Genomic DNA, 14,685 nt, shown 5'->3' with positions numbered 1-14,685 from the left:
GAACTCGTAAAACAGCGCTTCCTGCATCACTGTCCGCTCGCCCATCATCGTACTGTCCTCCCAATGCCTGGAACGACTGAATCAGAACTTCACACCGACAGCAACACCGACTTTTTCAACGGTATCGGCCAATAGCGGACCTCTGTGCCCAATTTAGTTCCGGAATGGCGGAAATTTGGCGCACCCGACAGGATTCGAACCTGTGACCTTTGGAATCGGAAAGCAAGGCTAGATTGTTTTCCGGCGCTTCCTGTTCTTTACTCCATCATTATTTTGTGTTCAATCTCAACCGGTAATGACTTTCCGCAATTACAACGGTTGGGATCAAGTTTTCTGCCATTTGCTTCCTTCCGCTTCCTATGTGCTTCCTGCAAGGTGAGGACGTTCGGTGGCAAAGTTGACGAAAAGGCTGATTGACAGCTTGGTGAAGAGGGACGCGGACTACTTTGAATGGGACGATGAACTGCCGGGGTTCGGCGTCCGTGTTTGGCCCTCGGGGAAGAAAACCTATGTGGCCCAATACAGGGCCGGAAAGCAAACCAGACGGTTCAAGGTAGGCACCCATGGGGCTCTCACCGTCGAAGAAGCCCGCAAGCAGGCAAAGGCTGTCCTGGGCGACGTAGCACGCGGTGAAGACCCTCAGCTCGACCGAGCCACGCGACGGAAGTCCCTGACGGTCAAAGACCTTTGCGAGATCTATTTCGAGGCAGCCGATAAGGGGCTCATCTTCGGGAAGCGTGGCAAGCCGAAGAAGTCATCGACGCTATACGTCGACAAGGGGAGGGCAAACCGGCACATCATCCCGCTTCTCGGCAATAAGCTCGTGCAGGATCTGACGACGGCCGACGCGGTGAAAATGATGCGGGATGTCACCGTCGGCAAAACCGCGACAGATGAGAAGACCGGGAAGGTACGGGGGCGAGCGATCGTTACCGGCGGCGCCGGCACAGCTTCGCAGTCAGTGACGCTCCTGAGCGCGATTTTGACCTATGCGGCATCCGAAGGCATCATCCAGCAAAATGTTGCCCGAGGCATCAAAAAACCCGCCGTAGGCAAGCGTACGCGGCGCCTAGACGCGGAAGAGTATCGGGCGCTCGGCGAGGCCCTCGACGCTGCAGATGACGAGCTGTGGCAGGGTGTTGTGGGGACAAGGCTATTCCTGCTTACCGGCTTCCGACTGAGCGAGATCGCCGGTCTAATGTGGTCGGAAGTCGATGAGGGTGGCAGTTGCTTCCGGCTCGACGATTCGAAGGAAGATGCATCGGTCCGTCCAGTTGGGCGGCCGGTCTTCGAGGCACTGGCGAAGGTGCCGAGGCGAGCCGGCAATCCATATGTTTTGCCTGGACCGCGGAGCGAGGATGGACATTACACCTCACTCGACGAGGCCATCGGGCGCTTAACGGCGAGGGCGGGCTTGGAGGGGGTGACGTCGCATACCCTCAGGCATTCTTACGCCAGCGTGGCCGGCGATCTGGGATTCACCGAAATAACCATCGCCGCACTCCTCGGTCATGCGGCCGGCAATGTCACCCAACGATATATCCACCACCTCGATAGCGTTCTTATCGCAGCGGCGAACAAGGTATCAGCCGAGGTGTATCGAATGCTGACTGGCAAGACAGCAACCGTTATCGACTTGCCGCGGCGGGCTTAGTCATCGAATGGATCTCCGGGCGCAGCTTCGACGTCAAAAGGTCGATCCTGTGCCCGCTCGTAATCCTCAATGTCCCACTCTTCAACACGTCTTGCTACCTTTTCGGCAAAGCCCGCTGTGACCGCGATTTTGTCGTTGGCGATCTCGCGGAGCGTACTCTCGATCATGTCTGTGATCTCATCGACTTGGGCCTCCAGATCACTACCACGCTTAAGCGCCGCAACCTTCTCGGCAAGGCTATCTACCCGATCTTGAAAGGTTGCCGGCGCCGGGAAGAACTGCTCCAGACAGTAGACGACGGCCTCGTTCATCGACATCCCGGCCCGATCGGCCTTTTCCTTAATGCGTTCGCGCATGCCTGGCGGCAATCTCACGATGAATTTGTCTTGGTCCTTGACCAGCTGTTTCTTAGCCACTGCCGCCCCACAGAAAAGATATGGCATTAGTGCCATACATTCGTATTGACTTAACCACCTTTATCTCCAATATGCCAGATATGGCACTAATGCCATATGAAATTGTGGAGACCGTAAATGATTTCAGAAAGACCGCGGCTGCGTCGCTCAGAAGTTCCCGGTTATCTCATGGAAAAGCACGGAATACCGATCGCTCTTGCTACCTTAAACAAGATGGCGACGGTGGGAGGTGGCCCCGCAATGCGGTACGCCGGCCGAATTCCGCTTTACGATGTCGAAGATCTAGATCGATGGGCGGCTGGTCGTCTGTCGCGTCCAGTTGCTTCGACCTCAGAGAGGGCCGCATGACCGGTGCCGATCACCAGCACAGCGAAAGCGTCGTCCAGGCAGCACAGTGGCTCGCTGAGCAGAACCCGGCGCCCCAGCCGATCATCCCTCATATTCGCCAGCGGTTCGGCCTCAGCGCCTTGGAAGCGTGCGAGGCCGCGGCTCTGTCGAACCGTTACCGCGTGCTTAGAAAGGCTCACGGATGAGCAGCAGGTTCAAGCGCAAAGGCAAATCCAAGTTCTTGATGATCGACGGCTATGTGATGCGCTCTGCAGCCTGGGCGGCTCTGACAGCCAACGATAAGGCCGTGTACCTTGAACTGAAGTGGCGTCACGATGGCCTGAACAACGGCCGGATAGGACTCAGTGCAAGAGAAGCTGCAGCGGCGATCGGCGCAGCCAGCAAAGACACCGGAAATCGAAGCTTAGACAATCTCCGGGAAAAGGGTTTCATCGCCATTTCCAAGCTCAGCGGCTTCAACGTCAAGAGCCGAGTGTCCACCGAATGGCGGCTTACCGAATACGCGTGTTCTGTCACAGGCGAACTTCCGACGAAGGATTTCATGCGCTGGAACCCTCCTGAAGAAAAAACAACAGTCCGACCACAGGGACACACAGTCCGACCACAGGGACAATGGACACCCGAGAGGAGGGCAAAACGTGCGTGACGGTACGATCAATCGGACTGTGAGGCCGATTTTCAGGGAACAACAGTCCGACCACAGGGACACATATAGTATTACCATGGAGGTAGCGACCGATGCGTGACAACGATCTTCCTCTCTTCGCCTGGCAGCCTCCCTGCAAGCTGATCATCTTCCCGATGGAAGCTCGTATCGGCAAGATCCGCGACGTCGCCCTGAAGATGCTCGACAAAACGACCGATCGGCACGCCGACTGGTATCGCAAGCAGGTCACTGAGGCCCTGCTGTTGCATCTCGAAAAAATCGGGCTCCCGGAAGATGAGCAGGACGAACAGCTCGGCGCGTTCTGGACGAAAGTCGAGCAGGAGATCGTCCGTATGGCCTACGGCCGGTCCGGCGCCGGCAGCAACGATCCGCGGGGCGCCGCATGACGGATATGCTTTTCTCGCGCAGTGAGCTGCTGGCAGCCGACGGGCTCGGGCCGTGGCCTATCCTGATGCGTCCGGACGAGATCATCAACCTCAAGACCGCAGTGCACCGCACCGGCCGGGACGAGAAGACGCTCCGCGGTTGGTGCAAAGAATTCGGCATCGGTCGACAATCAAAGCCAGGCGCGCCGCTCGATATCTCCGCGCCGGCGCTGGAGATGGTGATCCACGGCGACATAGCGGCGCTGGAATATCTCCGCGAGGGAAAGCGAACGCATCCCAGAGTCCGGCGCTATTTCGATCACCTTGGTATTATAGCTTAGCAGGGACAGCACATCCCTGGAACGCCCCCGTTCCCGCTGCAGCAGCATGCCGCACATTGAGGGATTGCATCTCTCGATATATCGAATGGGAAATGCGTTAAATCGAGCCGCTCGACACCGGCGCCGTCGAAGATCTTCGAGAGTTCCGCATTAATTGCTGTGACGATATCGGCATCAAGACTAATGTTCGACTTCACCTTGCTGGCTGAGTAATCGATGGCATAGTGGGTCGGGATAATCTTGAGAGAACCAACTGTAAATTTGATATCGGCTTTGGCGAGACAGGTGTAAACGGCTTTCAGAACATCTTCCCATCGTACCGACAGAACGCCGAAGAAGCTGTTGGCGTCAGCTTCAAGAGTGACAGTGTGACCTTCACCACAGCACATATGCGCCTCCCAAAAAGTTGCATGCTGAACAGAATACATCTTCTGGGAAACTGGCGTTTTAGCAATTAGCTTTATGTAGCTAATCCGTTTAAAAAAACGCGCATACATCTCCGGACGCTTCCAATCCTCATAGCCTGAAATCCGTGTTCTTCTGCATCTCGAAACGGAGATCCAGGAGTAGCGGGAATGCCACTTATCGATAGCAGTCAGCGCCGGCAGAAAGATCCCATCGTCAACGTCATGTTGAACGGCGGCCGGGTGACCTCTGGCTTTCGCGCCGCTCTCTTTGCCGCATCGAGCCGCGCCGGCATCAGCGTCAACGAATATGTCATCCAGGCCGCGGGCGAGAAGCTTCTTGCCACGGGTAGCCAGTTTTCGGGCGTCTTCGAACCCGGCGACATTCCGTCGCCCGCGGCGATCGACGGCTAATCCCACCTCCCAAGCAAGGAATCCAAGCAATGAAGCCCTCGCACACCACGGAAGTAAAACCCGGCGTCAACGTCGACATGTCCAAGTTCGGCCGGCAGCCCGACACTCCGGTTACGGACATGAGCCACATTGACCGCAACCTTGCCCAGGCGCGCAGGAGCGTCCGCGGCGACCTGAAGCTCGGGGGCAAGAGCGATGATTAATCAGGATTCGAAGTTCCCCGGCAAAGCGCGTTCCGACAAGGGCGCATGGATCGGCCCATGGCAACCGCAATGGCGCGATCGTGGCGAGAGCGGACCTTTCACCACGCTGCGGCAGCTCTACGGCGATATTCAGGACGCGGCCAACGGGCTGAAGGCGAAGCGCGATCTGCTGAAGCAGACGGGCAAATTCACGCCCGCCGGCATCGCCGAGCAGCTGAAGGACGTCGCACGCGGCGAGACCATTCCGGCCATCCGAACGGCAGCTGCCGAGCAGGTGCGCAAGTATCGCCTCGAGATCGAATCCCGCCGGGCCGCGATGAAGGCGTTCGACCACGATCCGAAAGACATCGTCAGCGAGATGCGGCGGCAAGAAGCACGCGCCTGGTTGCGCTCCATGAAGCCGGATGAGCGCACGAAAGCCGTCCGCAATGCCTCTGATCCTCTGATCAAGGAGGCAGCGCTTAGCGTTCCAGTGGAACTTACGGGCCTGTTGCCATCGACCCGCGATGATCTCACCCGCCAATTGCTCGAAGAGCGCTATGGCGACGAGATCGAAGCCCTGAACGAGCTTGACGCGGCAGTGTCCACCGTGGAGCGAGCCGTCGATGGCGCCCGCGATGACGTCCGCGAAGCCCTTGGCATGGTCCCGCACGATTTCAACGCGGAGTTCCGCGACGTCGAGGACGAGATCGATCGTCTTGCAGCGCTTCGGGCGACCAAGTCTCAGCAGCCCAAAATCGACATGGATTCGATCATGTCGAGCGTGAAGGCCATGAATCTCGATGAGCAGTCTCAACTGCTGGAGGCCGTCAAGATTGAGCGCAAGCGCTCTGATGACCGCGCCTTCCGTGATGCGCTTGAGAGCGTTGGCGGCCCACTGTCAGGGGCCCTCGAAGCACATTTCAGGAAACATCATCCCGGTTGAAAGGACTGACCATGGACACGAACAGCATCGCACTTACCGACCTCGCCAGAGGCCTACTTATGGCCTCCTTGGCTGACGTCGCAACCACGACTCTGCCGGTGGCCGAAATCGCCAACCGGATTGATGCCCATTACGACCGCTTCCTCGAGAAGGTGGCGAACACCGAACGACGGGGCGAGAGCGGTGCAGGCGAGCGTGAAGCCTTTGAGGTCGCCCGCGCTTTCGCCCGTGAAATTCTCCGGATCTCGCGCACCGAGGCCAACGTTTCGGCCAAGGCGGCCTAACGAGATGCGACCCCCGTCGTTCCACGGTCAGTTTCCGGTTGCCGGCCGTGGCTTCCCAGCGGCGGGGGCGCTGCCTTTGAAATTTAATCAACCGGAAATCAAGCGACTCGGGGGCTGCTGACATGAATTCAACCCAGGCGATGGCCACGTTTCGCGACAGCGTCGAAGCCTTCGGCGATGCGGCGCAGGATCAACTTGCCCGATCGGGCGCCAGCTACAGGCTCGCTCGCTCGAACATGGAAAAGACCTACCGGGAGCGGAAAGCCGAAATCGAGAAGATGGTCGAGGCATACGGCCGCCGGCCTTGGATTACCGAGGAGCACCTGGCAGTGCGCCAAGTGGCTGACCACGCCTTGTCCACCCTCGATGCGATCTACCGCGCCACGCGGGAAGCGCTCGACACACTTCACAAAGGTTGATTGCAATGTCTGTAGGCGTCTCAATTGTCATCGATCCCTCGGGCGCACAGACGGGCGGCCGCGTGGTCAGACGTGAGCTTCAGGAGATCGGCGAGGCTGCTGTGAATGCGCAGCGGATGACGGATCAACTCGGCAAGGCGCAGAAGGAAATGGCCAAGTCGGCGCAATCGTCAGCGCAGGCGTTATTTCAACAGCAGGACGCGCTGCGAGCGAAGTACAATCCGACGTTCGCCGTCATCCAACGCTACAAGGCCGCCCAAACCGAGATCCGGGATGCGCATCGCCTCGGCGCCCTTTCGGTGAACGAGATGGCCACAGCACTCTCGCGTGAGCGTCAGGCCACCCTATCCGCCATCGATGCGATCAAATCCTACAGCACCGCGGTCAAATCAATTCCGAAGGCTCCCGCGACGATCGGCGCGTCGGCAAAGGTTGGCGCAAGCCACTTCGAAACAGCGAACATTGCCGCACAATTTCAAGACATCGCGGTCACGTCGGCGATGGGCATGTCGCCGCTGCAGATCGCTCTGCAGCAAGGTACGCAGCTATCTTCGGTCCTTGGTCCCATGGGCGCGACAGGCGCCGTGAAGGGGCTGGCCATTGCGTTCACGTCGTTGCTGAACCCGGTCTCTCTGGTGACCATGGGTCTGGTTGCCGGCACGGCTGCGCTCATCCAATATTTCACCAGCGCCGAGGATGGCACGAAGCGGGTCGACACACTGTTGAAGCAACACGCGGAGAATATCGAGGCTCTGAAAGACGCCTACGGTATTGCGGCAGAGGGCCTGAAACAGATGGCTGTCGACGGCCGCTCCACGATCGCGGCGAACGCCAAGGAAACACTGGAGAATACGCTCAGTGTCGTGGCGGATGCAGCTAAAGATACGCTGCACGAAGCTCTAAGCCTCCCCGCTTCCGACTTCGCCGGAAACGTGGACGTCTTCGATCAATTCGCCAAGGCAATCAATGACCTGCGAGAAGGAGTCAAGGCCGGCAAACCCGACCTTCTGGCCTACCAAGATGCGCTCTCCGCCATTGCAGTGAGCGGAAACGCTTGGGACTCGCAAAAGGCCCTGGCTAATAATCTCAGGATGATTGACGAGGAAGCCATCAAGGCTGCCAAGTCCCTACCTGCGATGATGGAGACCGCCGCTGTCAGCGCCGGCAAGGCCGCTTCCAACGTCGAGAATCTGTATCAGCGGCTGAAGAAGCTTGCAGATCAGAATGGCGCTGATATCAGCCAGGGAATCCGGCCCATCAACACGACGGCCGATCTCATTAAGGACATTACCGGGCGTGACAGTGATCTCTTCCGGTCCTCTGCTTTCAACCGTGCTGAAGAACTTCTTTTGTATAAGCGCGCCAGCAGAGGTCTCAGGGAGCTGCAAACCGAACTCGACAAAACAAAGTCACTGTTGAATGATGCGGCGAAAACAGCGCCATCCGACATTTTCGGCATTGGTGCATCTGCCGAGAAAACATCAGGTGTGCTCGAGGCCTCGGTAGGCTCCATCCGGAAGGTCTATGAGGCGCTGAGTGCCGGAACCACAGGCGCCAAAGCCGCAAACGACAGCATCGAGAAGATCAGGCAGAGCCTCTACGCGCTCGGCGGAGATCATCAACCGATCGACGTTTTCGTTGACAGCATCGTCAATGGGAGCTTACGCGTCCAGGATCTTGAGGCGTCCATCGCGAGCCTATCCCAGGCAATTTTGAACATCCCCAACAAGACGATCTCGATCGGCATCCAGCAGTATACCGTCCCTTCCTCGGGTGGCGGAACGAAGAACGTCAACGTCCTCGGTGGTGGCGTTCCCGATATGACGATGCAGCAGTACAACGTCAACGGCAAGAATCACACGGTCTATGGCGGCAATGGTACCCCCCAATCGCCATCGTTCCCTGGCATGGTATATCTCAACAGAGGGCAACTGCTGGCAATGTCGCCGCAAGAGTTCAATACGCGCGTTGGTGTGTACTCCGGCGAAACGTATTGGGATTATCAAGCGGTTTGGGGTTACCGCGCTGAAGGCGGGCCAGTCTCTGCCGGCGGCACCTATCTCGTCGGTGAGAAGGGTCCGGAGTTGCTTAAAATGCAGGGCGGCGGGCAGGTCACCAACGCAAATAGCACGGCGGCTCTGCTCTCGGGTGGTCGTGATACGCTCTCCCTGATCGAGGATCACCTATACAACGCGGTTCAGGAACTCAGGATTCACACCAACTATTTCGAAACCTATGAGAGCGATTTCACGGAAATGGTCGCCTGCCTGAAGTCGGTCGAATCCGGGATCAAATCGGCTGCGTCAGCAGCGCGCTCGACGGCCGGCAGTTCTTACGGCTCTTCGGGCAGCGGTGGAGCATCCAAGAGCGGCGGTTACGGCAGGTCAAGCGCCAATTCCAACTCGGCGATCGTCGATTACAACTCCCCCTATATGGGACCTGGGATCACCTTCACGAACGGAACCGGCGCCATCGGTTACGCCACCTATAATATCACTCCGAGCGTACTTGGCACACAACATAACCCAGGCTTCGCCTTGGGCGGCCAGATCCTGCCAGGTGAAGATCAGAAGGTCGAATTCTTCAAGCGCAACAAGGAACGTGTCCTGATCGTCGACGACAGCAAGGTGTCGGATCAGCGCAGCGCCGGCGGCTCGTCCGGTAGCGGCAAGTCGGAACGGCCGATCAATCTTCGCGTCAATTTCAACGGCGGCAATTTGGGCGATGCGCGCTCTCGTCAAGCGATGGCTGATGAGTTCCGTCGCGCCGTCCAGCAGGTAACGAGGAGCTGACAATGACCGAAGCGCTCGTTCGCGCCATCTGTGCCGAGTACGATGTAAAAATCGTCCCAGGCAACGTGTTTCCGCGGCCCGGAGAGACGCGTGCGGTTGCCACGATGTGCCAGATCCTGGCGAAGTACGGCGAAGGCCACTACCGGCTCGTCATGACGACGCTGAGCGAAACCCGCGACAATAATGCCCTGATCGAGCAGGCGAGCCTGTGGGCCGTCTCTGACCTCATCAGGGCATGTCCTGATTGGGTGGAGAAGCGCACGTCGGAATGGCTGGAATGGTGGGACCGAATCCCGCTCGGGCCGATCATGGCGACGATCAACCAACTCCGCGGCTTCAGCCATCAGCGTCATGCCCTTGCCGGCGCCATCTATTACCGGCTCACGGCCTTCGCACAAGAGTGCATGGCATCGCAGGACACGGCCGGCCACATCAAAACCAAGGTAGGCCGCGCTCGCTCGCATGCAGAGCGAGACAAAGCAATCGATCTCGGCAGGAAGCTCATCGCCATCAAGACAGAACTGCCGCATGGTCACTTCGGGCCATGGGTGGAAGAGAAGAGCGGGATCACCCGCGGCCAGGCGCGGCGCTATATGCGGCTCGCCAGGGAGGCAGCCCAGGAAGACGGACGGAGGGATCTCGGTGTCTTGTAGCGATAACCGGAATTCTCGACAGCTTGAAAGTCCCGCAAATACGGGCTTTTTACGGCTTTGCCGGTCATCTCCAATGATTGCAAATGACAGCATCCACGGTGGTTCGGGCTGGCCGGGATTCGCTGCACGTCCGCATCATATTCGGACGCAGGAACGGTCGAGGCTAATTTGACAACGGAAAAATATACCGGTCCTCGCGACCGAAAGGGCAGGTTCTCCAAGGGCAATCCGGGCAAGCCGAAGGGTGCCAGGTCACAAACCACACTTGCCATCGAGCAGCTGCTCGGCAAGGAGGCAACGAAGCTCACTCGCAAGGCCATCAAGGCAGCGCTAGCCGGCGACAGTTCGGCGCTTAAGCTCTGCATGGAGCGTATCGCGCCTGTCCGCAAAGGCCGCGTGGTGACGGTCGACAACTTCCCCAAGGTGGCGAGTGCGGCGGACGTGCCTGGCGCCCTTGCCGTGCTCCTGCAGTCGGTTGCTAAGGGCCATCTCACAACGGACGAGGCGGACGCCATCGCCAGCCTCTGCAGCCGCTACGTGTTCGCCCTCGAGGCCGTGGAGCATGAGGCGCGATTGAAGGCACTCGAGGAAAGGATCATCCGCAAATGAAGAATGCAGAACGCCGACTGGTCCGCCTAGAGCAGAAGGCGGCAGCGGACGTCGGCCACATCAGCTGGGATTGGGCGAACGATCCATACTATCTTGGCTTGCCGGTGGAGAAGCAGGAGCAAATGGGACTCATCATGGAAAAGATCCGTCCGCACCTCCCGCACAATCCGACGGCAGCGATGATGGGGCTCAGCCTGGAAGAGCTCGATGAACTGGAAAAGTTCTATATCGCCCGCTTCGGAATCGAAGAACTGTCGCGCGTGGCTCAAGAAGCAAAACTCTTGCCCGTCTGAATGGGAACACGGCGGCGGATGGGTCAAACTGCGGTGGGCGTTCAGCGGAATCACCCGCAGAACGGCATCTCCTGCTAGCCTCGGCGCCCCTATTTCACCCGCTTGTAGCAGGCGAGCAGGACTTCGTTCGCGAACTCAGCTATTTGCTTCCCCTGCATATCTTCAGTCGAAAAAGCTGGCCGTTCATAAGCTGCAATGATCAACTGCCTAAATGCCTTCTTCAATTCGTCGATCTCCTGCTGCTTGTCGACGACTTCCATCATGACAGACATATCGATGTCTCTCTGCCTTTGTGTCATGACGGCACGCGCAGCCTCGCCGGCTGATTTGCAGATGTCCTCTTCGGCGTTTGTTGTACTGGCCGAAAGAATGAGCGACGCCACGCCAAACGCGGCGGCACAAAAGCTGTATTTCATAATGGAATCCCCCCAACTCTCCACATGCCACGAGAATGATGTCTAACGGGGGTTGTGTCTATTACGCCATTTAGGCGATCTCCCTGGATCTCCCTGCTAGCGAGAAAGACCATTATCGTTAGGGTGATGGTCGGATTCGGCCAGCTAAGGCGTAATAGATTGGCGATGGAAAGAGCCGGAAGAAACGCATTTTGACGAGAATGAGATCGTAGCCTCCGCGCTTCACTCGGGAGGCCGAAATATGATGAAGACCGTGACTTTCCTTTGGGGGCACTACTTTTTCACCACCAATCCAGGGGCGGAATCTGCCGTCGGTTCGGCCAAAAATCAGGTCGAGCAGTAGTGGCTCGAATCCTTCAATGCCGTATGCCGCCACGGCGTAGGAGTGCCCAACCTTTGCGAGAAATTGGGCGAACACGTATGGATTGATAGCAGCTATTCGAAGGGCAACGTCCTGTTCCGGATTAACTCGTCGGAAGTCGTCGACGTTGGCTGCGGTGTAAAAATCCCACGGAAGCGGCTGCCAGAGGGGATGCCCCGAAATCATGCCAGGATGGTCCATCAGAAGCCCAACGAAATGTAGGGGGTAGAGATCTGATGGGAGCGTCGTCTCGGTGTTCATATATGGCTCTGTCGCACCGGGCTGGAAGTGGCTCTTGAAAACCGGCAGTTCTGTGGGCCGATCTTTGGGGTTCCGGGTCGGCAGTCCCAAAGTGTTTCTGATCGCCCCGAAGCTATGCTTCAAAACAACCTGTTCGATCTTGCCCGTGACTGTCGAGCAGTCATTGCAACTGGCCTCTGGTAGCACCAAGGCGTGTCCCGCTAAGCCAAAAGGGATGACATGTTCTTTGCCGAGCTTCTTCGTCTCCGATCCGCAGTAGATGCAGCGCCCGACCGCAGGAAAGGTGACGCGCGGCGTCGTAATCTTCAGACCGTCATTTCCACTCACAGAAAGCCATCCCCGGCATGGTCTTTGAAGCGATCGGCGCGACGGACATAGGTTTCCACCGTCCGCGGATCGCGATGCCTGGTCACTTCCATGATTCGAGAGATGCTTGCCCGGTTCTCTGCAGCTGACGTGACGAAGCCAGCCCGCAATGAGTGACCGGACAGGCGCTCGACATCGAGGCCGGCCGCGTCGGCGTATTTCTTCACGATCAGAGCGACCGACTGTGCGGTCAGCGGCTCATCCGTGAGATGGTCGCCGCGGTTGATCCGTCGGAAGATCGGGCCGGATGTGATCCCGGCGGCCGCAAGCCAATCCTTGAGCCTGTCCGCCGGTCTTAGCGCCTTTCCATTCAGGACGGCAACCGATTGGCCCTTGGCCTCCTGGTCAGTCTTGGACTTCGGCAGGAAGACGTCGACCCCATCGTCGGAGAACGTCAGATCCTCGACGGTAATGGCGACCAGTTCGGAACGACGGAAGGCACCGGCAAAACCCAGCAGGAGCAAAGCCCTATCCCGCCTGCCCTGCAGCGTCTCAGGCTCGATTCGGGCCATCAGCGCGTGAATGACATCGACGGTCGCCGGCGCCTTCTGGCGGGGCGCTGTGCCGACGGTGCGACGGATGCCTTTCAGGATGGCAGCCACGCCAGCATTGTCCGTCGGGTTTTCCTCCCCGGCGCCGCGATGGAAGAACCGAATAGCAGCGAGCTTGCGGGCGATCGTCGGAACCTTCTTGCCGGCAGAAGCCAATGACGATGCATAGTTCGCCACGGTCGCAGGGAGGGCCGGCAGCGAGCTTTTGCCTCTCTCCGCTGTCCAGCACCGAAAATCTTCCCAATCGTGTCTGTAGGCGCGCATGGTGTTTTCTGAGAGTGCCGCGCGGCCATAGTCCAGCGCGTCGGCGCTTAGATCGGTTGCAGCGCCTAAACCCGGCTGCGGAGTCACCAGTGTCAATGCAGACATATTCCCCTCCCGTCAGACTTTGTTGACCCAAAACATCCACCTCGGGATGAAACACGAGGCGCCAGTGAAGTTCTCGACGTAGCAGTTGGGCTGCATTCCGTAGCCCTTGGCGGCCATGCAGGCGCGATGATAGTCGGTCGCCCTGGTAATCGGCTCGATCTTCTTCTCGATGATCAGCATGCTGCACTCGCCGTTTTCCTGCTCTGCCCGCGACGACGACCAGCCGAAAATAAGTAGGAGCAGAGCCACGCCTGCAACCACGGTGACGATCAGCGCTAGCGACGCCTTCAAGACCAGTTTCACAGCTCGCATCCATTCCCCCGTTTGGTAGCGATAAGAGTTCTTCTCGTTACTGACGGCCGTCTTCAATAATCGCGTTCGCCAGCGAGCCTGTGATCGTATCGTGATAGAAGCCAAAATGCTGAATGCTGAACGGCCCATCCCACCGTCCGTTCGACAGGCCTGCCTGCTTTAAATACGTCAACAGGTCGTTGGGGGATTTGTAGCAGCTCAGCGTTCTCGTCCACAAATACAGTTCGCTCAGCGCGGAAACATTGGGTGAGGCGGTGGCGATTAGGTTGAACCGCGCAACACAGTCCTCAGAAGTCTGAGCAAGCGTCCATAAGGCAAACTCAGGTGTCGCCAAGACTTTGCTTAACCTGGCGGAGTCCGTGGTCGACAGCTCTTTATTGAGCCATTCCATTACCGGGGGCGAGTTTCGCGGGATGCGCTTATCGAAGCTTTCCCAATACGCGAGAGCAGCGTTTGCAAGTGATCGACGGTCTTCCTTGGGCATGGCGGCCCGCGCGTAGTGGGTTGCTTGGATCACAGCGGCGTCCAGGTCTGTAGTGCTCGACCATGCCGAAGACGAGGCTAGCACCGTCGCCAAAGTCAAAACGAGGCGTTTCATTTGACCATCCTCACACCCGGGCCGCCCTCGATCGCATGACCAGCTTCGAGGAACAGAATGCCTGCCTCTTCGAGGACCTTCGTTACGGTTGCGACGTTTCCGGCCGAGCTTCTCTCGGGCCCGATCTTCTCGTCTTCCATTCTGCGGACCGTCGTGAGCGATAGGCCGGTCTTCTCGACGAGCTCGCTCTGAGACCAGTTAAGGAGGGCTCTGGCGGCCCGGATCTGATTGGCTTGCAACATCGGTTCCTCTTGCTACTCCTCATGCATAAACATTTTTTGCTTACGCGTAAACATTTCATGTTGACGACGGTTAACTATTCTGGTTTATTAATAAACAGAAAATGTTCATAGGCAAAGGGAAAACGATCATGAGCCGCAAATACGAAGTCACTTTCCAGGGATCGCAGGGCCAGGTCGCCAAGATCAAAGACCAGCGCGACAACGTCACCGTCGTGAAGTTCGCCCGCCGCCGTCAGGCCAAGCTCTTCCCGGGCCAGTTCGCGGGCGTCCTCGTCAAGTCCAAAGCATGAAGGATCTGATCATGATCACCGCTCTTGCAATCATCATCATCGGGTTGGTTGCGGCCTTCCTCCTCAAGGACCTCTACCTCGCCTGATCTCCTTCGGCCTTGGCCTTCGGGCCAAGTTCGAAAGTGATCTCAC

Annotated in this window: 23 protein-coding genes; 15 read left to right on the top strand and 8 right to left on the bottom strand. The window is 58.1% G+C overall.

The features are described from left to right. The first annotated feature begins 388 nt into the window (after positions 1 to 388). The gene (locus EFB14_RS03050) at positions 389 to 1,654 is read left to right on the top strand and encodes a tyrosine-type recombinase/integrase (protein WP_126822577.1); all 1,266 of its coding nucleotides are present in this window, start codon (positions 389 to 391) and stop codon (positions 1,652 to 1,654) included. Here EFB14_RS03050 and EFB14_RS03045 read toward each other — a convergent pair. Next, entirely contained in the window at positions 1,651 to 2,070 is a 420-nt protein-coding gene (locus tag EFB14_RS03045; RefSeq protein WP_164737482.1) for an Arc family DNA-binding protein, read from the bottom strand. The genes EFB14_RS03050 and EFB14_RS03045 overlap by 4 nt on opposite strands. 344 nt (positions 2,071 to 2,414) lie before the next feature. Between EFB14_RS03045 and EFB14_RS03035 the strand changes: the two genes are divergently transcribed. The 4 genes from EFB14_RS03035 (at position 2,415) to EFB14_RS03020 (ending at position 3,791) form a co-directional block, all read left to right on the top strand. Continuing rightward, positions 2,415 to 2,603 carry a hypothetical protein gene (locus EFB14_RS03035; RefSeq protein ID WP_126822571.1) on the top strand — a complete coding sequence of 63 codons (189 nt, stop codon included), beginning with the start codon at positions 2,415 to 2,417 and terminating at the stop codon, positions 2,601 to 2,603. Then, the gene (locus tag EFB14_RS03030; RefSeq protein WP_126822569.1) at positions 2,600 to 3,064 is read left to right on the top strand and encodes a hypothetical protein; all 465 of its coding nucleotides are present in this window, start codon (positions 2,600 to 2,602) and stop codon (positions 3,062 to 3,064) included. Before EFB14_RS03035 ends, EFB14_RS03030 begins: the two co-directional genes overlap by 4 nt. A 92-nt stretch (positions 3,065 to 3,156) precedes the next feature. Next, complete coding sequence (locus EFB14_RS03025) at positions 3,157 to 3,471, top strand: DUF6074 family protein (protein WP_126822567.1); 315 nt, start codon at positions 3,157 to 3,159, stop codon at positions 3,469 to 3,471. Further along, complete coding sequence (locus EFB14_RS03020; RefSeq protein WP_126822565.1) at positions 3,468 to 3,791, top strand: hypothetical protein; 324 nt, start codon at positions 3,468 to 3,470, stop codon at positions 3,789 to 3,791. Before EFB14_RS03025 ends, EFB14_RS03020 begins: the two co-directional genes overlap by 4 nt. On the opposite strand, the gene EFB14_RS03015 is transcribed toward EFB14_RS03020, so the two are convergent. Further along, on the bottom strand, positions 3,788 to 4,288 hold the full coding sequence (locus EFB14_RS03015; protein WP_126822563.1) for a hypothetical protein: 501 nt from the start codon (positions 4,286 to 4,288) through the stop codon (positions 3,788 to 3,790). The genes EFB14_RS03020 and EFB14_RS03015 overlap by 4 nt on opposite strands. 78 nt (positions 4,289 to 4,366) lie before the next feature. On the opposite strand from EFB14_RS03015, the gene EFB14_RS03010 reads away from it, so the two are divergent. The 9 genes from EFB14_RS03010 to EFB14_RS02975 all read left to right on the top strand — a co-directional run bounded on the left by EFB14_RS03010 (position 4,367) and on the right by EFB14_RS02975 (position 10,787). Then, positions 4,367 to 4,609 (top strand): hypothetical protein, encoded by a 243-nt coding sequence (locus EFB14_RS03010; protein WP_126822561.1) that lies wholly within the window; start codon positions 4,367 to 4,369, stop codon positions 4,607 to 4,609. Between the two features lie 29 nt (positions 4,610 to 4,638). Then, the gene (locus EFB14_RS32800) at positions 4,639 to 4,812 is read left to right on the top strand and encodes a hypothetical protein (protein WP_164737481.1); all 174 of its coding nucleotides are present in this window, start codon (positions 4,639 to 4,641) and stop codon (positions 4,810 to 4,812) included. After that, positions 4,805 to 5,737 (top strand): hypothetical protein, encoded by a 933-nt coding sequence (locus EFB14_RS03005; RefSeq protein WP_245438196.1) that lies wholly within the window; start codon positions 4,805 to 4,807, stop codon positions 5,735 to 5,737. The genes EFB14_RS32800 and EFB14_RS03005 overlap by 8 nt, the downstream gene beginning before the upstream one ends. 11 nt (positions 5,738 to 5,748) lie before the next feature. Then, on the top strand, positions 5,749 to 6,021 hold the full coding sequence (locus EFB14_RS03000) for a hypothetical protein (protein ID WP_126822559.1): 273 nt from the start codon (positions 5,749 to 5,751) through the stop codon (positions 6,019 to 6,021). A gap of 122 nt (positions 6,022 to 6,143) precedes the next feature. Beyond that, positions 6,144 to 6,440 carry a hypothetical protein gene (locus EFB14_RS02995; RefSeq protein ID WP_126822557.1) on the top strand — a complete coding sequence of 99 codons (297 nt, stop codon included), beginning with the start codon at positions 6,144 to 6,146 and terminating at the stop codon, positions 6,438 to 6,440. A gap of 5 nt (positions 6,441 to 6,445) precedes the next feature. Further along, complete coding sequence (locus tag EFB14_RS02990; protein WP_126822555.1) at positions 6,446 to 9,232, top strand: phage tail length tape measure family protein; 2,787 nt, start codon at positions 6,446 to 6,448, stop codon at positions 9,230 to 9,232. Between the two features lie 2 nt (positions 9,233 to 9,234). Then, positions 9,235 to 9,885: a DUF3102 domain-containing protein gene (locus tag EFB14_RS02985; RefSeq protein WP_126822553.1), complete on the top strand. Its 651-nt coding sequence runs from the start codon at positions 9,235 to 9,237 to the stop codon at positions 9,883 to 9,885. Positions 9,886 to 10,053: 168 nt separating this feature from the next. Beyond that, the gene (locus tag EFB14_RS02980) at positions 10,054 to 10,494 is read left to right on the top strand and encodes a DUF5681 domain-containing protein (protein ID WP_126822551.1); all 441 of its coding nucleotides are present in this window, start codon (positions 10,054 to 10,056) and stop codon (positions 10,492 to 10,494) included. Further along, positions 10,491 to 10,787: a hypothetical protein gene (locus EFB14_RS02975; protein ID WP_126822549.1), complete on the top strand. Its 297-nt coding sequence runs from the start codon at positions 10,491 to 10,493 to the stop codon at positions 10,785 to 10,787. The genes EFB14_RS02980 and EFB14_RS02975 overlap by 4 nt, the downstream gene beginning before the upstream one ends. Positions 10,788 to 10,876: 89 nt before the next feature. Here EFB14_RS02975 and EFB14_RS02970 read toward each other — a convergent pair whose 3' ends face one another. The 6 genes from EFB14_RS02970 to EFB14_RS02945 form a co-directional block, all read right to left on the bottom strand. Next, the gene (locus EFB14_RS02970) at positions 10,877 to 11,203 is read right to left on the bottom strand and encodes a hypothetical protein (protein WP_126822547.1); all 327 of its coding nucleotides are present in this window, start codon (positions 11,201 to 11,203) and stop codon (positions 10,877 to 10,879) included. Positions 11,204 to 11,321: 118 nt separating this feature from the next. Continuing rightward, positions 11,322 to 12,152 (bottom strand): hypothetical protein, encoded by an 831-nt coding sequence (locus EFB14_RS02965; protein ID WP_126822545.1) that lies wholly within the window; start codon positions 12,150 to 12,152, stop codon positions 11,322 to 11,324. After that, entirely contained in the window at positions 12,149 to 13,111 is a 963-nt protein-coding gene (locus tag EFB14_RS02960) for a site-specific integrase (protein WP_126822543.1), read from the bottom strand. The genes EFB14_RS02965 and EFB14_RS02960 overlap by 4 nt, the downstream gene beginning before the upstream one ends. A 12-nt stretch (positions 13,112 to 13,123) precedes the next feature. After that, on the bottom strand, positions 13,124 to 13,423 hold the full coding sequence (locus tag EFB14_RS02955; protein WP_126822541.1) for a hypothetical protein: 300 nt from the start codon (positions 13,421 to 13,423) through the stop codon (positions 13,124 to 13,126). Between the two features lie 37 nt (positions 13,424 to 13,460). Continuing rightward, positions 13,461 to 14,021: a hypothetical protein gene (locus tag EFB14_RS02950; protein ID WP_126822539.1), complete on the bottom strand. Its 561-nt coding sequence runs from the start codon at positions 14,019 to 14,021 to the stop codon at positions 13,461 to 13,463. Further along, positions 14,018 to 14,263, bottom strand: a complete 246-nt coding sequence (locus EFB14_RS02945) for a helix-turn-helix domain-containing protein (protein ID WP_126822537.1) — start codon at positions 14,261 to 14,263, stop codon at positions 14,018 to 14,020. Before EFB14_RS02945 ends, EFB14_RS02950 begins: the two co-directional genes overlap by 4 nt. Positions 14,264 to 14,391: 128 nt before the next feature. Between EFB14_RS02945 and EFB14_RS32795 the strand changes: the two genes are divergently transcribed. Beyond that, positions 14,392 to 14,553: a hypothetical protein gene (locus EFB14_RS32795; RefSeq protein WP_164737480.1), complete on the top strand. Its 162-nt coding sequence runs from the start codon at positions 14,392 to 14,394 to the stop codon at positions 14,551 to 14,553. Positions 14,554 to 14,685 lie beyond the last annotated feature (132 nt).

The sequence above is a fragment of the Rhizobium fabae genome, from assembly GCF_003985135.1.
GTDB lineage: Bacteria > Pseudomonadota > Alphaproteobacteria > Rhizobiales > Rhizobiaceae > Rhizobium > Rhizobium pisi.
This window is presented reverse-complemented; position numbering and strand designations above follow the sequence as displayed.

Coding starts and splice junctions, on each gene's coding strand:
- EFB14_RS02955 (WP_126822541.1), bottom strand. CDS start 13,423: ATGCGAGCTGTGAAACTGGTCTTGAAGGCGTCGCTAGCGCTGATCGTC.
- EFB14_RS03030 (WP_126822569.1), top strand. CDS start 2,600: ATGAGCAGCAGGTTCAAGCGCAAAGGCAAATCCAAGTTCTTGATGATC.
- EFB14_RS02975 (WP_126822549.1), top strand. CDS start 10,491: ATGAAGAATGCAGAACGCCGACTGGTCCGCCTAGAGCAGAAGGCGGCA.
- EFB14_RS32800 (WP_164737481.1), top strand. CDS start 4,639: ATGAAGCCCTCGCACACCACGGAAGTAAAACCCGGCGTCAACGTCGAC.
- EFB14_RS02995 (WP_126822557.1), top strand. CDS start 6,144: ATGAATTCAACCCAGGCGATGGCCACGTTTCGCGACAGCGTCGAAGCC.
- EFB14_RS32795 (WP_164737480.1), top strand. CDS start 14,392: ATGAGCCGCAAATACGAAGTCACTTTCCAGGGATCGCAGGGCCAGGTC.
- EFB14_RS02970 (WP_126822547.1), bottom strand. CDS start 11,203: ATGAAATACAGCTTTTGTGCCGCCGCGTTTGGCGTGGCGTCGCTCATT.
- EFB14_RS02950 (WP_126822539.1), bottom strand. CDS start 14,021: ATGAAACGCCTCGTTTTGACTTTGGCGACGGTGCTAGCCTCGTCTTCG.
- EFB14_RS03020 (WP_126822565.1), top strand. CDS start 3,468: ATGACGGATATGCTTTTCTCGCGCAGTGAGCTGCTGGCAGCCGACGGG.
- EFB14_RS03010 (WP_126822561.1), top strand. CDS start 4,367: ATGCCACTTATCGATAGCAGTCAGCGCCGGCAGAAAGATCCCATCGTC.
- EFB14_RS02960 (WP_126822543.1), bottom strand. CDS start 13,111: ATGTCTGCATTGACACTGGTGACTCCGCAGCCGGGTTTAGGCGCTGCA.
- EFB14_RS02945 (WP_126822537.1), bottom strand. CDS start 14,263: ATGTTGCAAGCCAATCAGATCCGGGCCGCCAGAGCCCTCCTTAACTGG.
- EFB14_RS03015 (WP_126822563.1), bottom strand. CDS start 4,288: ATGTATGCGCGTTTTTTTAAACGGATTAGCTACATAAAGCTAATTGCT.
- EFB14_RS03005 (WP_245438196.1), top strand. CDS start 4,805: ATGATTAATCAGGATTCGAAGTTCCCCGGCAAAGCGCGTTCCGACAAG.
- EFB14_RS02985 (WP_126822553.1), top strand. CDS start 9,235: ATGACCGAAGCGCTCGTTCGCGCCATCTGTGCCGAGTACGATGTAAAA.
- EFB14_RS03000 (WP_126822559.1), top strand. CDS start 5,749: ATGGACACGAACAGCATCGCACTTACCGACCTCGCCAGAGGCCTACTT.
- EFB14_RS03035 (WP_126822571.1), top strand. CDS start 2,415: ATGACCGGTGCCGATCACCAGCACAGCGAAAGCGTCGTCCAGGCAGCA.
- EFB14_RS03025 (WP_126822567.1), top strand. CDS start 3,157: ATGCGTGACAACGATCTTCCTCTCTTCGCCTGGCAGCCTCCCTGCAAG.
- EFB14_RS02990 (WP_126822555.1), top strand. CDS start 6,446: ATGTCTGTAGGCGTCTCAATTGTCATCGATCCCTCGGGCGCACAGACG.